Raw genomic sequence first — 16,544 nt, 5'->3', positions numbered from 1 at the left:
TTTCTGTTCCACAGCCCATAAAAAATATACATTATGGGTGTAAACATCTATTATATGGATTATTATGGCTTTTATCCGGGCAATCCTCTACTACTTGAATATCGCAATCTGTCTGTTCGTTATCGGTCTCCCGTATATGTTCTACAGGGGCGTTCTGTGCCGCCGTTGGTCCGACAGCACCCGCGTGTGCATCCCCTTCTTCAGCACCACTTTTAAACTGTTCGGCATCAAGGTCGAAATCGAAGGCAAGGAAAACATTCCTGACCACAAGCAATTTGTCATTGTCGCAAACCACCAGAGCTTTTTGGACATCAACGTTATTTGGCCCACCATCACGATTACCTCGTTCATCGCGAAAGCCGAACTTTGGAAGATTCCCGTATTCGGCTGGGTGCTGAACAAGATCGGCTGCATACCCGTAAACAAGAACCCGCGCAAGAACCTCGGCATGGGAGCCATCGTGAAAAAAAGGCTCGAAGACAATGTGACCATTTCCGTATTCCCCGAAGGGCATCGCAGCAACGACGGGCACATGCTCCCGTTCCAGAACGGAATTTTCCGCATGGCCAAGGAAAACAAGTTTCCGCTCCTGCCGGTGACGCTTGTGGATACGGGCAAGCGCCTTTCCAAGACCAAGTGGGCGCAGACCCCGGGTATCGTGAAGATTGTGGTGCACCCGCTCCAGACACCCGAAAGCTTTGAGAACAAATCCGCCACGCAGCTGCGCGACGAGATTCACAACATGATTTCATCGGCACTGCCTTACAAACAGGCCGACGCCGCAACCGCGGCAAACAAGGAGGCCTAGCATGGCACAGCATTTACCTAGCGAAGAACAGATTATTGCAATTCTGCGCGACGAACCGATGGTCGGTAGCCGCCTGCGCAGCGCACTCGGTCTTCCCAAAAAGCAGAAGATGGCCTTTAAGCAGATGCTCGCCGACATGGTGGACCGCGGACTTTTGAAGCGTACCAGCCACAAGGAATACCAGCTGGGCGATGGCGAAACTGTCGAAGAAAAGCGCGAAAAACGCGTGAAGAAGATTGCGGAACAGTACCCCGAAGACAACCGCCGCCTGGGTGCCCGCAGCCGCCGCCAGACGGGAAAGGAAAACGAAACCCGCGTGAAACGCGGCATTCTGCACCAGACGGGCGAAGAAGACTGGGAAGTGCACGAACTCGAAACCGGAAAGGTGTACGAGATGTGCCACCGCAGGCAGGCCCCGGGCAAGGAAGGCGAAACCATCAGCTTTACGCTGTACCCGCACCCGAAACTCAAGCACAGCTACTTGGCAAAGGTCGACCGCACTGCCGAAGCGATGAATATCAGCTGGGACGAAGTCAAGACAAAGTTCATGGAAGACGCGAACTTGCCGAAGGACTTCAGCCCGGCCATCAAGAAGTATGTAGACAGCGTCAAGGAGCCGTGCGGCAAGGACTTCAAGGGCCGCGTGGATTACAGGCAGCTCACGATTCTCTGTATCGACCCCGATGGCGCCATGGACCATGACGACGCCATTAGCGTGGAACGCACCCCCAAGGGCGGCTACAGGCTGGGCGTGCACATTGCCGACGTGAGCTACTACGTACCCGAAGGGAGCGAACTCGACGAAGAGGCTCTGGAAAGGAGCTACACGCAGTACCTGCCGTGGACCGCTGTGCCGATGCTTCCGGAAAAGCTTTCGAGCAACGTGTGCAGTCTGCACCAGGGCGTGGACCGCTGCGCATTCACCTGCATGATGGAACTCGACAAGCACGCGAACGTGCTCAGTTGGGATTTCCACCGCAGCATCGTGAAGATTACCAAGTCCATCACCTACGAGCAGGCGATGGAAATGATGAAGAACGGCGACGACGACATCAAGGCGCTCGCCGAGGTGACGGCGCTTTTGAAGCAGAACCGCACCAAGGACGGCCTGCTGGAATTCCAGAGCACCGAATTCGGCTGCAAGTTCAACGAGAAAGGCGAACCGGAAAAGATTTACCCGCGTACGACCGACGAATCGAATTCGTGGGTGGAAGAATGCATGCTCATCGCGAACAACTGCTGCGCGAAGGAGCTCAAGAAGCGTAAGCTCCAGGGCATTTACCGCATCCATGAAGCACCGGATACCAAGGACATCATGGAATTGTACTACATGTACCCGGACCTGTTCAAGGATTCTCCGGTGATGTTGCGCGACCTGGGCAAGCCCCGCAGCGGCGACACGAACCTGAACCCGACGGCATTCAAGCTGTACGAACATTTGGTGAAGCGCGCCCAGGGCGACGAGACTTTGACCAACCGCATTCTGCGCAGCATGCAGAAGGCGCATTACGACAGCAACAGCTTCGGCCACTTTGCGCTGAACTGGCAGGATTATGCGCACTTTACGAGCCCGATTCGTCGTTACGCCGACTTGTGGTGTCACCGTGAACTCGCGCGCAAGGGCGCCGAGATTACCGCCGAACGCAAAAACAGCGTGATTGAAGTCTGCGACTTGATTTCGGCAAACGAAGTCAAGAACCAGAAAACCGAACGCATCGCCATCAAGGTGTGCAGCTGCTGGATTTTGAAGAGCCACATCGGCGATGACTTCGAGGCGACCGTCTCGGGCATCGAGGAATGGGGTATCTACGTTTCTATCGCAGACCCGATTGCCGAAGGCCTGGTGCGTTTCCGCGATATCGCAGGTGATGACTTCTACGTATTCAACCCGGACCAGGGACTTGCCTTCGGCAAGAAGAGCGGGCGTACGTTCCGGCGCGGCGACAAGGTGCTGGTGCGCCTTTTGCGGGTAGACCCGCTGCGCGGTCAGGCGGACTTCAGCATTATCGAAAAACTCTCTAGCGAACCGAAGAAGCGCCGCCGTCAAGGTGAATCGCGCGACGACTACGGCAACGGCGGCGACTACCGCAGCCGCGACGTACATGAACGCGCTGACCGCGCCGCCGCGGCGGAAGCCCTCGGTTACGTGAGCCAGCCCGACGAAGACTTAGACAACGATGTTCCTGAATTCGTTTCGGCACACAGCCACATGAACCGTGGCGGTCGCGGAAAATCTCGCGCCGGCAGGTTCGATTCCGACGCCCCGAACTTCGAACGCTCCGGCCGCAGTTCCCGCGGCAAGGGCGGAAATTCCCGTAGGGCATCCCGCGATGACCGCGAAGGATTCCACGTAGCAAGCAAGCCGCGTAAGGGCAGTTCTCGCAAGGGTGCCGGCCGAAGCCAAAGGCGAAGGTAAACTCTATTTCAATAATGCCTAAGTGCCATCCGCATAATTCGTTCTGAAGGCTTCCCTAACGTGTCATCCTGAGCGGAGCCCATAGGGCGTAGTCGAAGGATCTAAAAACATGCCAAGCGATTACTACACATACATAATGTCGAATCAAAATAACACCACTATTTATGTCGGTGTTACTAACAGCATAGAACGTCGCACGTTGGAACATATTGAAGGCGTTGGAGCCATTTTCACATCTAAATACAAGATTAACAAACTCGTTTACTTCGAGCGTTACACAGAAATAAAAGATGCTATTCAAAGAGAAAAGCAACTTAAAGGATGGAGAAGGGACAAGAAAAATAGTCTTGTAAATTCAATGAACCCCGAGTGGAATGACTTGATGCGTGGTTGAGATCCTTCGACTCCATCACTTCGTGATTCCGCTCAGGATGACACACTCATATAACTTTCTATTATTTACTAAATATGTCTAGCAACGGTAAAATCATTCTCTACGCCAGCTACCAAACCGGGGAAACTCTCCCCGGGTATGTACGGTTTGCGCTAAAGCATCTCGCCGAGACAGACTTTACCGTCGTACTGCTCACGAACAATCGTCCGCTTTCAGCCGAGACAATGTCGTTCCTGGAAGACTACGGAATCAAGCTTTACCTGACCGAAAATCACGGATTCGATTTCGGCATGTGGCGCCGGTTCCTCAAAGACGTCGCCAACGGTCACAACAATTTCGTTGAATTCAACAGCATTACGCGACTGCTGCTCGTCAACGATTCCATCGTATACTTCCAGAACAATTTTGCCGACTTTATCCGCCGTGCCGAGGCAAGTACCGCCGATGCGGTTTCACTGACGGAAAACGACGAAGTACGTCCGCACCTGCAATCATTCTTCTTGTACCTGAAACAGGAAGCTCTTGGTGCATTCTACCTACACCTGCTCGAAACGCCGGAACAGGAAACCTTTTACGAAGTGGTGCATCGCCTAGAGATAGGCTTGTCGAGCGCCTTCGAAGAAGCCGAGGTGCAGACCGCATCGCTTTACCGCACCCACTTGCGAGCCCTGTTCGCCTATCCCGAACTGATTGCGCAGGGTGGAGGCTTTATCAAGCGCAAGCTTTTACAGCGCCGTTTCGATTTTATGGAAAAGGTGCACTTTATTCGCCACGGCGCCTACGACGCCTTGAATGCGGACTACCACAAGATGGTCTGCGACGCGGGCCTCGCTCCTGATTTCAAGGAGGAGTGGCTCCCGAAAGCAGTCGGAAGCACCGCCTTCCATGTGGCCGACAAGCTTTGGCAAAAGACATTCGACAAGGTGGGCTGGCCGCTACTCCGCACCGCCATCAAGACGAAGTACAAGCTTCTCAAAAAAGAACTTGTCGGCGACGAGTACAAGTAAACGCATCATCTAAATCCACCGGTTATTCCGCAGTAAAGTTATCGTCTTCATCAACTTCCTTGAAGCAGAAATACTTCGTCCCCTCGGCAGCAAAAGAGGCCGCAGACGAGTCCAGCTGTCCAGCAATGAATAACGCATGAAAAAACGGAATCTTTTTCATAAGGAATCCTCTGTTTGTATCCGTAAACAAATATGGTTTTCTTACAAGAATACAACCTTCAATCTAACGAACAAAAATCCCCGGGCCATACGGACCGGGGACTTTCTCCGTTAAATATCTACTACTTCACGATTTCGGCGTCGACGACCTTCTTGCCGTTCACGGTTTTCGGTCCATTGTTGCCGTTGTCGCGGCGCATGACCTTGTACTGGATAATGCTCCAGAAGTTGGACACAATCCAGTAGAGCACGAGGCCGGAGGGCATCACCGCGCTGAAGAGGAACATCATAGCGGGCATCATCCAAGTCATCATCTTAGCCTGGGCGGGGTCCATGGCGCCGTTGCCGCTCATGGTCACCTTGGTCTGGAAGTAGGTAGTCACCACCATAATCCACGGGAGGAGAGCGAGGCCATCGGGCATGAGGAACGGAATGCTGAAGCCGTGGAAAATCACATCGCTACGGCTGAGGTCGGTAATCCAGAGGAAGGCCGGCATGCCGCGGAGTTCGACGGCGCGACCGAGCACGAAGAAGAGGCCCATGAAGATCGGCATCTGGATAATCATCGGGAGGCAGCCGCCGGTGCAGCTCGCAAGCGGGTTCACGCCATTCTTGGCGTAAAGCTCCATGATAGCGGCCTGCTTCTTTTGCGGATCGCTACGGTACTTCACGTTGATTTCGTCGAGCTGCGGCTTGAGCTTGCTCATGGCAGAAGTCGACTTGAGCTGCTTGATGGTGAACGGGGTCGTAATGCCGCGAACAATGAAAGTCACGAGGATAATGGCTACGCCGTAGTTCGGAATGATGGAGTAGAAGAACTTGAGCAGCTTGAGAAGCATGGCGCAAATCCACACGAACCAAACGCTGGAACCGGGGAACCACTTGGAACCGGTCACGATAATCTTTTCGTAGCCCTGGCCGAGCGATTCGACTTCGGACCATTCCAGCGGGAGCACCATGAAGTTGTAAGCGATAGAGTCGCCGCGCACGGCATCTGCGATGGAGAGACTGTAGGTACCCGGATCCGGGTTGCCTTCGGTCGCCAAATTGATGTGCTTGGCCTTGACCTGGGCGGGCACCGGAGAATCGAACTGCACCGACATCGCTACGTACTTGCGGCGCATGCCGACCCAGTAGTAGTTGGCGTTGTCAAACGTCATGGCGTCATTGAACATTTCGCGTTCGGTGATTTCGCTATTCTTGAAAATCACTTCGCTAAAGAAGTAGCTAGTACCGCCGAAGCTCTTGCCCTTCGGGAATTCTTCGGTTTCACGCATGCCGCCCTTCCAGGAGAGCTCGTACTTGTCGACGCGGAAACCCTTGAACTTGTTTACCTGGCGAACAGCGACGCCGACCTTGGTGAAGCCGTAGCTACGCACCAACTGGTTGCCGTTGGCGTCGGTAAAGACAAACTGTACCGTAGTATCGTTTTCGACATTGATCCATTCCGGAGCCTCGACATCGAACAGGACTTCGGAAAGGTCCGCACCGCCGAGGTTCAGGTCGAGGGCGCCGAGCGCGGTATCCTGAATGAGTTCGGGGAAATGGTTTGCGGAATCCGGCAGGGCCTTGACGATAACGCTCTGGACCTTGCCGCCCTTGTTGCTCAGGGTCATGATGAACTTGTCGGTTTCGACCGTGACCGTGCGCTGGGCGACAACCTTCGGGGCTTCGACAGCGGCAGAGGAAGAATCGCTTGTAACGACACTTGACGCATCTCCCGCTGCCTTCAATTCCGAATTCTGAATTCCGGATTCCGAATTTCCAAGAACTGGGGCGGCCTTGACTTCAGCAGTGGAGCCGGGGAGCACTAGTCCATTTGCAGACGGAGCTGCAGAGGAATCGGAGACCTGGGCGGCAGCTTCCTTGGCGGCGGCCTTCTGCGCAAGCTTCGCCTTTTCGGCAGCCTCGTTGTTCGCAGAGTTCATGAAGAACCACCAAATCATGATGGCGCCGATAAGAACGGATCCGATGATAGTATTCTTGTTCATCTTTTTTCCTTTCTGGGCGGGACCGGGTCATAACCGCCCTTGCAAAACGGGTTGCACCTTAAAATTCTGAAAACTGCAAGATAGAAACCTTTAAACACTCCGTGTACGCGGATGGCCTCGATGGCATACTGCGAGCATGTCGGCTGAAACCTGCAAACGCCACTGAAGAAGAAAGGATGAATCAACTGGTACAGCCGGATGGGCGCAATCAGGAGCATTTTCAACGCGCCGTGAAGCTTTCCCCAAAAACCGCTGTCCCCACCATTATCCATTGGGCAAGTTCCCCAGGTCCAGCCCCTCGGTCCACTCCATCTTCTTGAAGACCTTGAGCGCCGATTCGCGCATGCGCGCCGAGGACATGACCTCGGAATTGTCACTCACGATTATCATCGCCCACACGGGCTTCGCTATATGGGGAACCCTTTCAAAAAACAGGGGCCGCAGCAATCTACGGCACTTGTTGCGGTAAACGGCGTTACCGTTCTTCTTTTTCGCCAAAAAGCAAAAACGACAAAAACCGTCCGGACTTTCTATCCAACGCATCGTGAAAGACGGCGTGCGGATGAACTTCCCATGGACGGCTACTTGCCGATAAGCTGGCTGGTTAGGCAGCCTATAGGAGCGCAACGAGGCTATGAGCCAATCCTACTTTTTGTAGATGGTGTCGCTCACGGTGAGGCGCTTGCGACCCTTGGCGCGACGACGGCTCAGAACAGCACGACCCCAACGGTCTTCCATGCGGGCACGGAAACCATGCTTGTTGGCGCGCTTACGATTATGAGGCTGGAATGTTCTTTTCATTGTAGTAACCTTTATTAAAAGTCAAATTTTTGAGTCTCAAAATTAGAAAAATTCCTAGATAAATCAAGGGGTCAAAGGGTCGTGTAAGCAAGTTTTACGGACATTTTTACGATTTCCCCGCAGACAATTCAATTTATCAACAATCTATCAACATACAATTATTTTTTTCCGCTGTTGCGAAGATCTCGGAACAGTTCCTTGGAAATGTCGCTGTCGGAATTGACCCAGTAGTCGAAGGAATGCGGCTCGGTCAAGCTCTTGCTATGGACAAAGCAGATATTGCAGCCCAGTTCCTTGGAAATCATCAGGTCATGTGTCACGATGATGATGGTCGTTTTGAACAGCATACGCATGTTGTCGATCAGCGGCAGCAGGTTGCGGCGGTTGTAGTTGTCAAGTCCCGCCGTCGGTTCGTCCATCAGCAACAGTTTCGGGTCCATCGCCCAGCTACGAGCAATCGCCACACGTTTCTGCATGCCCATACTCAGCATGTGCGGGAACATATCGGCCTCGTCGCGGACTCGCATCAGGTCCATGGCCATATTGATCTTTTCCTCGATTTCGGCCGGAGTGCCCACCTTGTGGTAACGCAGCGGCAAGGCGATGTTGTCGCGTACGCGCAGGTTCGAAATCAAAGCCCCGTTCTGGAACACCATGCCCACCTGACGCTTTGCCACCTCGAGCGCAGTCAGCCTTTCAGGAGGAATATATTCGCCAAAATAGAAGATGTTGCCACGAGTCGGACGAATCAGCCCCGCGATAATTCGCAAGAGGGCACTCTTGCCCTGACCGGAACCGCCGCCAATGCAGATAGTTTCCCCGCGCTTCACACTCAAATTCACATCCGAGAAAAGTTCCTTTTGCGGGTCGGTTTCTACACGCTGGAAAAATCCAAGCGTCCGGGGCTTAGAAAACATCGTCCCTGCGATATCGCGGTACGCAAGGTGAATATCTTCCATTCTTAAGGCTTCGTCCAGCATTAGATAATCGTCGAAAGATTGTTCATGTATTCAACAAAATAGAATAGCGACAGGAACACGTCTGCAAGCACCACGTACAAGAACGACTTTATCACGGAACGGGACACCGCCTTGGGAACCTGCCGTACGTCACGCGTGATATTCAAAGCCTGGTAACAGGCGTTAGTCGTAATAATTGCGCCGAACACGAGCGGCTTGACAATAATGAACACAAAGTCCATCATCGAGATGGCGCTCAGGATTTCATGGCTAAGATACGACCAGGTCAACTGGATATTGAGCATGTTGCCACTCAGCGCAACAGCGCCCTTGGTCACCAGGAACCCAACGCAAATGGCGCTCGCACTAAAGAATATGTTCATGACGAACAGGGCAATACAGCCACCAATCAGTCCCGGCATCACCAAAAAGCGAATCGGGTCGACGCCCATAGTCGCCAGGGCGTCCACTTCGGAATTGATGACCATGCTACCGATATAGGTCGTAAGGGAAGAACCGCTTCGCCCCGCAATCAGGAACGCCGTGAGGATAGGCCCCAATTCGCGGATAATGACCACCACAATCAGGCTACCCACCACATCAGAAAAGCCCATCTTTCCCATCATGGAAATCACCTCGATAATCACGATGGTTCCGAACAAGGTTGCCACGACAAAGAGGATCGGAAAGATTTCGACCCCCGTAAAGAACGTCTGCATAATGATGTTTCGGGAGTCGGTCTTGAAATTTCGGCTACGCGAGAAAAGGCTTGCAATCGCTTTGAAGAAAAGAGCGCAAAGCTGGCCCAAGGGTCGGCGCAACAAGAACAGGCCGAGCGAGTGAAACATCCTCGCCGGCAAAGTCAAGCGTTGCCAATTCCTCGAAGCCTTCTTACACATTCTCCTGTCCGGTCAATCCGAGAGCTTCCAAAATGTTCTGCCATAAAGCGTCCAACCCGAACTTCTTGAGAGAGCTCACACTCAGCGGGTTCTGCTCAAGACCGAAATTTTCACGGATCGAGCGCAAGCCCTTCGAAAGTTCCGATTGATTCGCCTTGTCGCGCTTGCTCGCAACAATCAGTACGGGGCAGCCCGACGCGCGGATGTTCTCGACCGTCTCGATATCGATGGCATGTCCGCCGTGGCGCACATCCACCAAATACACGAGACCTTTCAGGTCCTTGCACTTTTCCACATAGTCCCGGATAAAGTCGGACATCTGGTCGCGCTTGCTGTTACTGACCTTTGCAAAGCCTACACCAGGTAAATCTACTAGAAAAAAGCGGTTGTTGACTTTGAAAAAATTCATTTCGCGGGTCTTTCCGGGGGTTCTTCCGACTTTTACCAGGTCCTTACGGCCCATCAAGGCATTCATGAGCGACGATTTACCCACATTCGAACGACCCAGGAAGGCTATCTGCGGGAGCCTTTCTTCGGGGAGATGCTTGATACTTGTAGAACCCTTCACAAATTCTGCGGAGACAATCTTGTAGCCGCCCACCACCACGGGAGCATGATGTTTCACTTTCGGCGGCAGGTTCGCCTTTAGCCCCTTTGCTATTTTCGGGGCCCGCAAATTATTTTCTTCCGGCATCATAAGCTGACTCTCCCTTCGAAGGCTCGGAGCATGGTAACTTCATCGACAAACTCAAGATCGCTGCCCATCGGGATTCCGCGGGCAAGACGCGTGCGCTTGACATTGATGCCCGCGAGCATCCGGTCGAGCATCAGGGAGGTGCTGTCCGCCTCGGGGCTGGAACCAAGAGCGAGGATCAATTCCTCGACGCCTTCGTCCTTGATGCGCCGGACCAGCTCCGGCAGGTGCAAGTGTTCGGGGCCGATACCGTCAAGCGGCGAAATCACGCCTCCCAGAACAAAGTAAGTTCCCTTGTAAATTCCGGAGCGTTCGAACGGGACGATGTCGGAACTTTTCTCGACCACGCAGATGGACTTGGAGTCGGGACGCGACTTGCACACGGGGCACAGGTCCTCGTCGGTAAAGGCGTAGCAGCGCGGACAGGGGTGAACCCTGTTCTTGGCATTCAGCAGGTTTTCGGCAAAGCGTTCCACATCGGCCTGATGCTTGGTCAGGATATGGTAAGCGAGGCGACGGGCAGTCTTGTGCCCGATTCCAGGGAGCGACGAAAATTCCCCAATTAACGCTTCAAGGCTTTGAGGCTCAATGTTCATTGGTAAAGCTGTAGGTCTCGTTGATGCAGAGTTTCAGCTGTGCCGAATTCAGTTTCAGTTCAGAAAGGCTCGTGCGGATAGAGTCGCGGTCGTCGAGTTCCACGGCGTCGGCCAGGCGCAAGAGGGCTCCCAGACGGCCACTGCGGTTAAGGAGCGCTTCCTGCATTTCGTCATCGGCCGGAGCATCCGGAAGGATCGTCTCGAGCGGGGCGCGCACAAGTGCATCCATACGGCTTATGAGGCCGACCATGAACGCCTTCGCGCAGAAATCGTCGTCATTCTCGTCGATGGTGCGGGCGAGGCTTTCCAGGAACTTCGCACGGTGGCTCGCGTTCTGGAACAGGGGCGAACTCTGCGGAGTCATGCCAAGTTCTGGGCGCGCGTAGAGCATAAGCATCAGCCACTCCTGGATCCGCTGCATACCGACCCATACGATGGCATCCTTGACGGAAGCGATACGGCCGTGCCTGGTCTGCGCATCGGAGTTCACGAAACGGAGCAGGTTCTGCGAGATATCCTCGTGAGCCGAAAGGGTGTCGCATAGATCCTCAAGGCTCGGACGCGACTTGATGCGGAGGAGCAGTTGCAGGATAGTCGCCGAAGTAGCGTCGATCTTGCGGCCGGTCACCAGTTCGGGCTTTGCAAAGAAGAAACCCTGGAAGTAGTCGTAACCGGCTTCTTCGCAGCGCTTGAAAGTCGCTTCGTCTTCCACCTTTTCGGCGAGGAGCTTGATTCCCATCGTCTTGAAGAAGGTCGCCGCAGCTGCCATCGACTGAAGCGAATTGTCGACTATGTCCATCTTCACATAAGACACGTAGGGGAACAGCGGCTTGAACCGCGTGATGAATTCCTCGTTGAAAATGAAATCGTCGAGTGCCAGTTCGAAACCGAGCGCCTTGTAGCGCTGGACAGCCTTCACAATCGCATCGTCAACTTCGACATCCTCTAGGACCTCGAGCACAAAGTACTTCGGGTTCAGGAGTCCGAAGAGGTTGTCGAGCAGCATGTTACGGCTGCAGTTCACGAACGCCTTGTTCTTGCCGATCAGGCGCTGGATGCCGATATTGTTCAACACGTTCTCGAGCACCTGCGCCGTCGCGAGCACATCGCTAGCAATGACCGCGATATCGCTTTCGGGCGAATCACGGAACAGGAGTTCGTAGGCGTAAATTTTTCCATCGCGATCGAGAATCGGCTGACGGGCTAGGTAAGCGAGAGAATGCATTTCAAAGGTGATTAGTGTTTGGTGGTTAGTGGTTAGGAGGAACGTTTCGCCTTACGGACTGTGTACTAATCACTAACCACTGCATACTGAATTTAACGCTCCGCGTTAAATTCTAGCGCTCTTGATACCGAACAGGAGAATGCTGCGTGCGCCGGCATCCCAGAGCTTGTCCATGATGGAATTGGCTTCTTCCTGCGGAACCATCGCCTTCACGGAATACCATTCGCGGCCGTGCAACTTGGTCACCGTCGGGGCGTCGAGACCCGGAGTCAGTTCGCAAGCCTTCTGCAGCAGTTCGGCCGGGCAATCGTACTCGATCATCATGTACGACTGGGCAACGAGCTTGCCCTCGATGCGGCGGATAAGCGTGTTGACCTCTTCGAGTTCGGTCTTCTGCGGGTTGCAGAACAGGGCCGCATTGCTACGGAAGAGCGGCTCTCCCACGATACGCAGTCCAGCCTGCTTGAGCGTCGTACCCGTTTCGACCACGTCGACAATGGCATCGGCCACGCCGAGACTCACCGAGATTTCGACGGCGCCTTCGAGCACCACGAAATCCATCGGCTTCTTGTAGTAGCCTTCGACGATGTTCGGGAAGCTGGTGGCGATAGTGGAATTCTTCAGTTCATCGAGGGACTGCACCGGGCTCTCGTTCGGCACGGCGGCGCACATCTTGGAGGCGCCATAAGGCAGGTCGAGAACCTTGACCGCCGGGCTCTTGGCTTCGGCGTTGAAGTCGATTCCGGTAATACCCGCGTCGATAATGCCACGACCCACGTACATGGGGATGTCGCTCGGACGGAGAAAGAAAAACTCAATCCCGTTCTTGGTATCGAATTGCGTCAATGTCTTGTACGGCTTGGAAGCCTTGTAGCCGCAAGCCTTCAGAAGTTCCTGGGTGGGCTCAAAGAGCATGCCCTTATTCGGGAGAGCTACCTTAATCATAGTTTTGCGTACACTTCTTCGAGGGTGAGACCTTTTTCGGCCATCATCACGGCCACATAGTAAAGCACCTGGGAAAGTTCGAGGCACTGGGCGTCGCGGCTTTCAAAACGGGCGGCCATCCAGCTTTCGGCAGCTTCTTCGACCAGCTTCTTGCCGATACCGTGCGGGCCCTTCTTGAAAAGTTCCGTGGTACCCTTGCCTTCGGGCATTTCCTTCTTGCGCTGGCAGGCCAGTGCGAACATTTCTTCAAACGTCATGATAGACCTCGTTATGTTTTTTACGAGTTAAAAGATAGCTTTTAACGGACCGGATTGTCATAGGAACAATCCATTCTTTATATATTTAGCCGCGATGAAGAAGAAATCACTCCTTAAACTTTCCGTTTCTATCGCCATTTCCATTGCCGCGCTTACGGGTTGCTCCAAGGGACCCAAGCCCAACGACCCCGATGTTTACCGTAACAAGACTGGCATTATCGGCGTATTCCGCCAGTCGGCCTTCTACTGCGAAAACGTGATGCCGCAGTACATGACGCTCGGCCCCCAGAAAATCATGGTCAAGTCCGGCTGGAGCAACGAACAGGACAACCTGTTCATCAGCGAAATGAAGCCGGGAATCGCCCCGCTCTACAGCTACGAATACAGCTGCGGCGATGACGAGACCAGGCTCAAGCTCGACACCACCGACAACGGCAAGAAGGCATTCCCCTACGCCGTCAAGATTCCCGACCAGGGATTCTGCAAAATCGTCATTTCTTTCCTCGACAACGACAACCTGTTCTCGCACAACGACGCACTCCTCAAGGAATTCTTCGAACGGAACGAAGTCGCCGCGGGCTACCCGAACATTCCCTACTGCGATGTCATCGACACCAAGGGCAACGTCGTCACCTTCATGGACCGCGACTCGCTCAACCGCGAACTCTACGCCGAGGCCGTCAAGAAAGCCAAGAGCCTGACCGCAGACGACATCTACCCGCTTGTTTCCATCGAAGGCAATTCCGACATGGCGAGCCTGAGCGGCGACAACTCGCAGGTTATCCTGGTCACCTGGCACAACAGCCCCGACGAATTCAAGGATGGCCAGACCATATCGCATACCGACAAGGTCGTCTGGGCGTTCACCGACAAGGAATTCCTCAGCTGGTTCCGCGAAAACCACGAAAAAGTCGACAACTGGGATCTGCGACTCAAGCAGCTCATCGGCATGTCGCCGGAAACCAACAACAACTACTTTACCGTATTCTGGGCGAACGTATCCGACGTATTCCGTCCCGCCTACTATCCCGAAATCAACAGTGGACTCATGAATACCACCTTCTCGAACTCCTTTGAAGAAGACATGAGCGAAAACGCGATGTGGTTCAAGAACTGGTTCGACAAGACGAGTGCCACCATCTACAGCAGGGACGGCGGACATCCGTGGACCAGACTCGGCTACACCTACGACTGGGGAAATCCGGACCGCAAATACGGACTCTCTGAATTTATCGTAAAGGAAGGCGCCCCGATCGAAGTCAAGTTCACCAGGAACAACAAGGCATTCCTCAAGTGGATCAAGGATAGACTATAATTCGGAATTCGGAATTAACAACTCGAGCAAACGAGAACCTGCCACAGTTGCTGGCAGGCATTTTTGTACTTGCGTTCGAAAGCCGTTTCAGGATTCTCGGGACTAAAATCCGCGCACTCGACATGAACATTTAACGAGAGACAGTCGCCAGCGATGCGGGCCGCCTCGGCAAATTCGCGAGCGTAAATTTCCCAGTTGGTACGGAGTTCCGTCACGGGAGCCAACCGGAGCATCGTCGGGAAAATCGGATGTAAATGAAAGCGCCGGGTCGCTTCGCTTTCCTTGGGCCACGGGTTCGGATAGTAGAGCGCATGGTGCAAAATTTCCCACTCCCCCGCCAACACCTTCTCAAGCGCAAGCCGCCAGAAATCGAGCAGTTCCGCGCGCACCCAAAATGCATTCAAAGGTACAGCCATCCCGGTAGACGCACCTGCGGGGGCGCCACACGACCCACTTTCCGCAGCACTTTCCAGCTGCCGTCCGTTCCCCGCCTTGGTCAGGCGCACCGCCGACTTGTCTATTCCGATAACCGGAACATTCGGGAATTTCCTTGCCAAGTGGAGCGTACTTTCGCCGGTACCGCAACCGGAATCGAGGACCAATTCAACGCAATCTGCACCGACACGGTCTGCACCCACGCCCCCTGTATTGCGCGCAGCATAGAAATTGTAGACGAACTCGCAAACCTTCTCAAACGCCTCGCGAGTATGGTCCGCCACAGGGCGCAAAAAAGTCGTGGAAGCGTACTTGCGCACCACGGCTTCTAAATTCCTATAGATGTCTTCTTGGTTGCTAGTTACAGAACGAACTGGCACTATTTTTCCCAAATGGACAGGCGGTCACCGCCGATCAGTTCGATATCGTCGAGCCAGATTTCCACAACCGGTTCTGCAGGGTTAGTCTTGAAATCCCAGTCGAGCTGGTCCACACATTTGTACGAATACCGGCTATTCAAAATATCGGCCAGCGGAACGCTCACACGCTCCCATTCGTCAGACATCCTGTATTCAAACCTGGCTATCTTCTGGTCTTCTATCGGCAAGTTCGCATCGACCACGGTAAAGACAATGATTCCCTTACCCTTGATGCGGAATGCGACGGAATCGACCGACGAGATGTCGTTACAAAGTTTCTTGTCGCTCTTGCCAAGTTCAACACCCATTGTTGCCCACGCCCAATATTGTTCGCCGGTAGAATCTTCAAAGGTTTCGCCCATCTCGGCAGCCACATGGGCCACAATATTTCCGTCTTCATTTTCGAGCTTAAAGATGTGATTGTTGCCGAAAATAAGCGTGCTGTCAGGAGTCACCGTTTTTTCGGAATAGCTGAAGAACCACCAGCCCCCATCGTAGGTGCGGGCCGGCATAAAGCGGTTCTGGTAGTTGGAATCCTGGAAATCGTCGAGCAGGAGCGCACGGCTTTCTTCGGCGAACGTACTGGAAGTAGACTTTTCACCGGCAACCGCCTTCAGGTAAGTGCTCGTCGTGTCCTGATGATCGGCATCAGAAATGAACACCAAGCTAAGCGCGCCTTCGGGAAGTGAATCGAGCGTAAAAGAGCCGTCCACCACCCTGGCGGAGTGTTCCATACCGCGAACTTTGACTGTACCATTGGCAGAAGGATCGCCCACACTGCCCGACACCGTCGCCATTTTCTTGAGCTCATCGCTGCCCAAGTCAACATCCTTGCCGGAAACCTTGACCGGAATCTGCAGAGCTTCGCCATTGAGACTCGCCTCTAGCGTATAGTCGCCTTCGGTCACGCCCTCGATAGTCACTCTACCCTTCTTGTCGGTCTGGGCGGAATAAGCCTTATCGCAATCCAGGCCTTCGCTGTCCATCAGGCGAACCCTAGCCAAAGCCGCAGGAGCCTTGTCCGCAGTCAAAATTTCGGCAGTAATGGCGTTACCCGCCTCGGTACCGCTCGGGCCACCGCCTGCCGTCTTGGTGCCGCCATCGCCACATGCCGAAAGACCCAGCCCCAAAATCAGGAGCAAGGCTGCAGAAGATACGGTCTTTGCCGTACGGGCCATGTCGAACGATTTACGTTGCACATTCCAAAAATACAAAATTTCATTG

Annotated in this window: 19 protein-coding genes; 5 read left to right on the top strand and 14 right to left on the bottom strand. The window is 53.8% G+C overall.

What is annotated here, in order from left to right:
• Positions 1-64: 64 nt before the first annotated feature.
• From Q0P86_RS01555 to Q0P86_RS01540, 4 genes are all read left to right on the top strand, one after another.
• Entirely contained in the window at positions 65-808 is a 744-nt protein-coding gene (locus tag Q0P86_RS01555; protein ID WP_295036924.1) for a 1-acyl-sn-glycerol-3-phosphate acyltransferase, read from the top strand.
• A gap of 1 nt (position 809) precedes the next feature.
• Entirely contained in the window at positions 810-3,224 is a 2,415-nt protein-coding gene (locus tag Q0P86_RS01550; RefSeq protein ID WP_295036922.1) for an RNB domain-containing ribonuclease, read from the top strand.
• A 109-nt stretch (positions 3,225-3,333) separates the two neighbouring features.
• Entirely contained in the window at positions 3,334-3,618 is a 285-nt protein-coding gene (locus tag Q0P86_RS01545; RefSeq protein WP_072979499.1) for a GIY-YIG nuclease family protein, read from the top strand.
• A 74-nt stretch (positions 3,619-3,692) separates the two neighbouring features.
• A complete protein-coding gene (locus Q0P86_RS01540) occupies positions 3,693-4,625 on the top strand; it encodes a hypothetical protein (protein ID WP_294112522.1) in 933 nt (310 codons plus the stop codon).
• A 22-nt stretch (positions 4,626-4,647) separates the two neighbouring features.
• On the opposite strand, the gene Q0P86_RS01535 is transcribed toward Q0P86_RS01540, so the two are convergent.
• The 12 genes from Q0P86_RS01535 to hisE all read right to left on the bottom strand — a co-directional run bounded on the left by Q0P86_RS01535 (position 4,648) and on the right by hisE (position 13,151).
• Complete coding sequence (locus Q0P86_RS01535; protein ID WP_295036920.1) at positions 4,648-4,785, bottom strand: hypothetical protein; 138 nt, start codon at positions 4,783-4,785, stop codon at positions 4,648-4,650.
• A 121-nt stretch (positions 4,786-4,906) separates the two neighbouring features.
• Positions 4,907-6,775, bottom strand: coding sequence for a YidC/Oxa1 family insertase periplasmic-domain containing protein (locus Q0P86_RS01530; RefSeq protein ID WP_295036919.1), 1,869 nt, complete (start codon positions 6,773-6,775; stop codon positions 4,907-4,909).
• Positions 6,772-6,993 carry a membrane protein insertion efficiency factor YidD gene (yidD, locus tag Q0P86_RS01525; RefSeq protein ID WP_139258020.1) on the bottom strand — a complete coding sequence of 74 codons (222 nt, stop codon included), beginning with the start codon at positions 6,991-6,993 and terminating at the stop codon, positions 6,772-6,774. The genes Q0P86_RS01530 and yidD overlap by 4 nt, the downstream gene beginning before the upstream one ends.
• A gap of 46 nt (positions 6,994-7,039) precedes the next feature.
• On the bottom strand, positions 7,040-7,402 hold the full coding sequence (locus Q0P86_RS01520; protein ID WP_254793959.1) for a ribonuclease P protein component: 363 nt from the start codon (positions 7,400-7,402) through the stop codon (positions 7,040-7,042).
• An 18-nt stretch (positions 7,403-7,420) separates the two neighbouring features.
• A complete protein-coding gene (gene rpmH / locus Q0P86_RS01515) occupies positions 7,421-7,576 on the bottom strand; it encodes a 50S ribosomal protein L34 (protein WP_072979488.1) in 156 nt (51 codons plus the stop codon).
• A 158-nt stretch (positions 7,577-7,734) separates the two neighbouring features.
• A complete protein-coding gene (locus Q0P86_RS01510; RefSeq protein ID WP_290992747.1) occupies positions 7,735-8,535 on the bottom strand; it encodes an ABC transporter ATP-binding protein in 801 nt (266 codons plus the stop codon).
• A 20-nt stretch (positions 8,536-8,555) separates the two neighbouring features.
• The gene (locus tag Q0P86_RS01505) at positions 8,556-9,383 is read right to left on the bottom strand and encodes an ABC transporter permease (protein WP_290992744.1); all 828 of its coding nucleotides are present in this window, start codon (positions 9,381-9,383) and stop codon (positions 8,556-8,558) included.
• A gap of 43 nt (positions 9,384-9,426) precedes the next feature.
• The gene (yihA, locus tag Q0P86_RS01500) at positions 9,427-10,131 is read right to left on the bottom strand and encodes a ribosome biogenesis GTP-binding protein YihA/YsxC (RefSeq protein ID WP_295036916.1); all 705 of its coding nucleotides are present in this window, start codon (positions 10,129-10,131) and stop codon (positions 9,427-9,429) included.
• Positions 10,128-10,724 carry a recombination mediator RecR gene (recR, locus tag Q0P86_RS01495; protein WP_290992739.1) on the bottom strand — a complete coding sequence of 199 codons (597 nt, stop codon included), beginning with the start codon at positions 10,722-10,724 and terminating at the stop codon, positions 10,128-10,130. Before recR ends, yihA begins: the two co-directional genes overlap by 4 nt.
• Positions 10,714-11,949, bottom strand: a complete 1,236-nt coding sequence (locus tag Q0P86_RS01490; RefSeq protein WP_290992735.1) for an EAL domain-containing protein — start codon at positions 11,947-11,949, stop codon at positions 10,714-10,716. The genes recR and Q0P86_RS01490 overlap by 11 nt, the downstream gene beginning before the upstream one ends.
• Positions 11,950-12,054: 105 nt before the next feature.
• Entirely contained in the window at positions 12,055-12,894 is an 840-nt protein-coding gene (hisG, locus tag Q0P86_RS01485) for an ATP phosphoribosyltransferase (RefSeq protein ID WP_290992732.1), read from the bottom strand.
• Positions 12,891-13,151 (bottom strand): phosphoribosyl-ATP diphosphatase, encoded by a 261-nt coding sequence (gene hisE / locus Q0P86_RS01480; protein ID WP_072979481.1) that lies wholly within the window; start codon positions 13,149-13,151, stop codon positions 12,891-12,893. The genes hisG and hisE overlap by 4 nt, the downstream gene beginning before the upstream one ends.
• A gap of 94 nt (positions 13,152-13,245) precedes the next feature.
• Here hisE and Q0P86_RS01475 point away from each other — a divergent pair, with 94 nt between their 5' ends.
• Entirely contained in the window at positions 13,246-14,466 is a 1,221-nt protein-coding gene (locus Q0P86_RS01475; RefSeq protein ID WP_295036914.1) for a hypothetical protein, read from the top strand.
• A 14-nt stretch (positions 14,467-14,480) separates the two neighbouring features.
• Here the strand turns inward: Q0P86_RS01475 and Q0P86_RS01470 are convergent, their stop codons facing one another.
• Positions 14,481-15,281: a methyltransferase domain-containing protein gene (locus tag Q0P86_RS01470; RefSeq protein ID WP_295036913.1), complete on the bottom strand. Its 801-nt coding sequence runs from the start codon at positions 15,279-15,281 to the stop codon at positions 14,481-14,483.
• Positions 15,281-16,519, bottom strand: a complete 1,239-nt coding sequence (locus Q0P86_RS01465) for a carboxypeptidase-like regulatory domain-containing protein (protein WP_295036911.1) — start codon at positions 16,517-16,519, stop codon at positions 15,281-15,283. The genes Q0P86_RS01470 and Q0P86_RS01465 overlap by 1 nt, the downstream gene beginning before the upstream one ends.
• Positions 16,520-16,544: the final 25 nt, after the last annotated feature.

Origin of the sequence: uncultured Fibrobacter sp. (assembly GCF_946062555.1) — a bacterium.
Taxonomy (GTDB): Bacteria; Fibrobacterota; Fibrobacteria; order Fibrobacterales; family Fibrobacteraceae; genus Fibrobacter.
Note: the sequence above shows the minus strand (reverse complement) of the source record. Positions and strands in the feature narration are given on the sequence as shown.

Coding starts and splice junctions, on each gene's coding strand:
- Q0P86_RS01555 (WP_295036924.1), top strand. CDS start 65: ATGGCTTTTATCCGGGCAATCCTCTACTACTTGAATATCGCAATCTGT.
- Q0P86_RS01490 (WP_290992735.1), bottom strand. CDS start 11,949: ATGCATTCTCTCGCTTACCTAGCCCGTCAGCCGATTCTCGATCGCGAT.
- rpmH (WP_072979488.1), bottom strand. CDS start 7,576: ATGAAAAGAACATTCCAGCCTCATAATCGTAAGCGCGCCAACAAGCAT.
- Q0P86_RS01535 (WP_295036920.1), bottom strand. CDS start 4,785: ATGAAAAAGATTCCGTTTTTTCATGCGTTATTCATTGCTGGACAGCTG.
- hisG (WP_290992732.1), bottom strand. CDS start 12,894: ATGATTAAGGTAGCTCTCCCGAATAAGGGCATGCTCTTTGAGCCCACC.
- Q0P86_RS01510 (WP_290992747.1), bottom strand. CDS start 8,535: ATGGAAGATATTCACCTTGCGTACCGCGATATCGCAGGGACGATGTTT.
- Q0P86_RS01545 (WP_072979499.1), top strand. CDS start 3,334: ATGCCAAGCGATTACTACACATACATAATGTCGAATCAAAATAACACC.
- yihA (WP_295036916.1), bottom strand. CDS start 10,131: ATGATGCCGGAAGAAAATAATTTGCGGGCCCCGAAAATAGCAAAGGGG.
- Q0P86_RS01530 (WP_295036919.1), bottom strand. CDS start 6,775: ATGAACAAGAATACTATCATCGGATCCGTTCTTATCGGCGCCATCATG.
- yidD (WP_139258020.1), bottom strand. CDS start 6,993: ATGCTCCTGATTGCGCCCATCCGGCTGTACCAGTTGATTCATCCTTTC.
- hisE (WP_072979481.1), bottom strand. CDS start 13,151: ATGACGTTTGAAGAAATGTTCGCACTGGCCTGCCAGCGCAAGAAGGAA.
- Q0P86_RS01550 (WP_295036922.1), top strand. CDS start 810: ATGGCACAGCATTTACCTAGCGAAGAACAGATTATTGCAATTCTGCGC.
- Q0P86_RS01505 (WP_290992744.1), bottom strand. CDS start 9,383: ATGTTTCACTCGCTCGGCCTGTTCTTGTTGCGCCGACCCTTGGGCCAG.
- Q0P86_RS01540 (WP_294112522.1), top strand. CDS start 3,693: ATGTCTAGCAACGGTAAAATCATTCTCTACGCCAGCTACCAAACCGGG.
- recR (WP_290992739.1), bottom strand. CDS start 10,724: ATGAACATTGAGCCTCAAAGCCTTGAAGCGTTAATTGGGGAATTTTCG.
- Q0P86_RS01475 (WP_295036914.1), top strand. CDS start 13,246: ATGAAGAAGAAATCACTCCTTAAACTTTCCGTTTCTATCGCCATTTCC.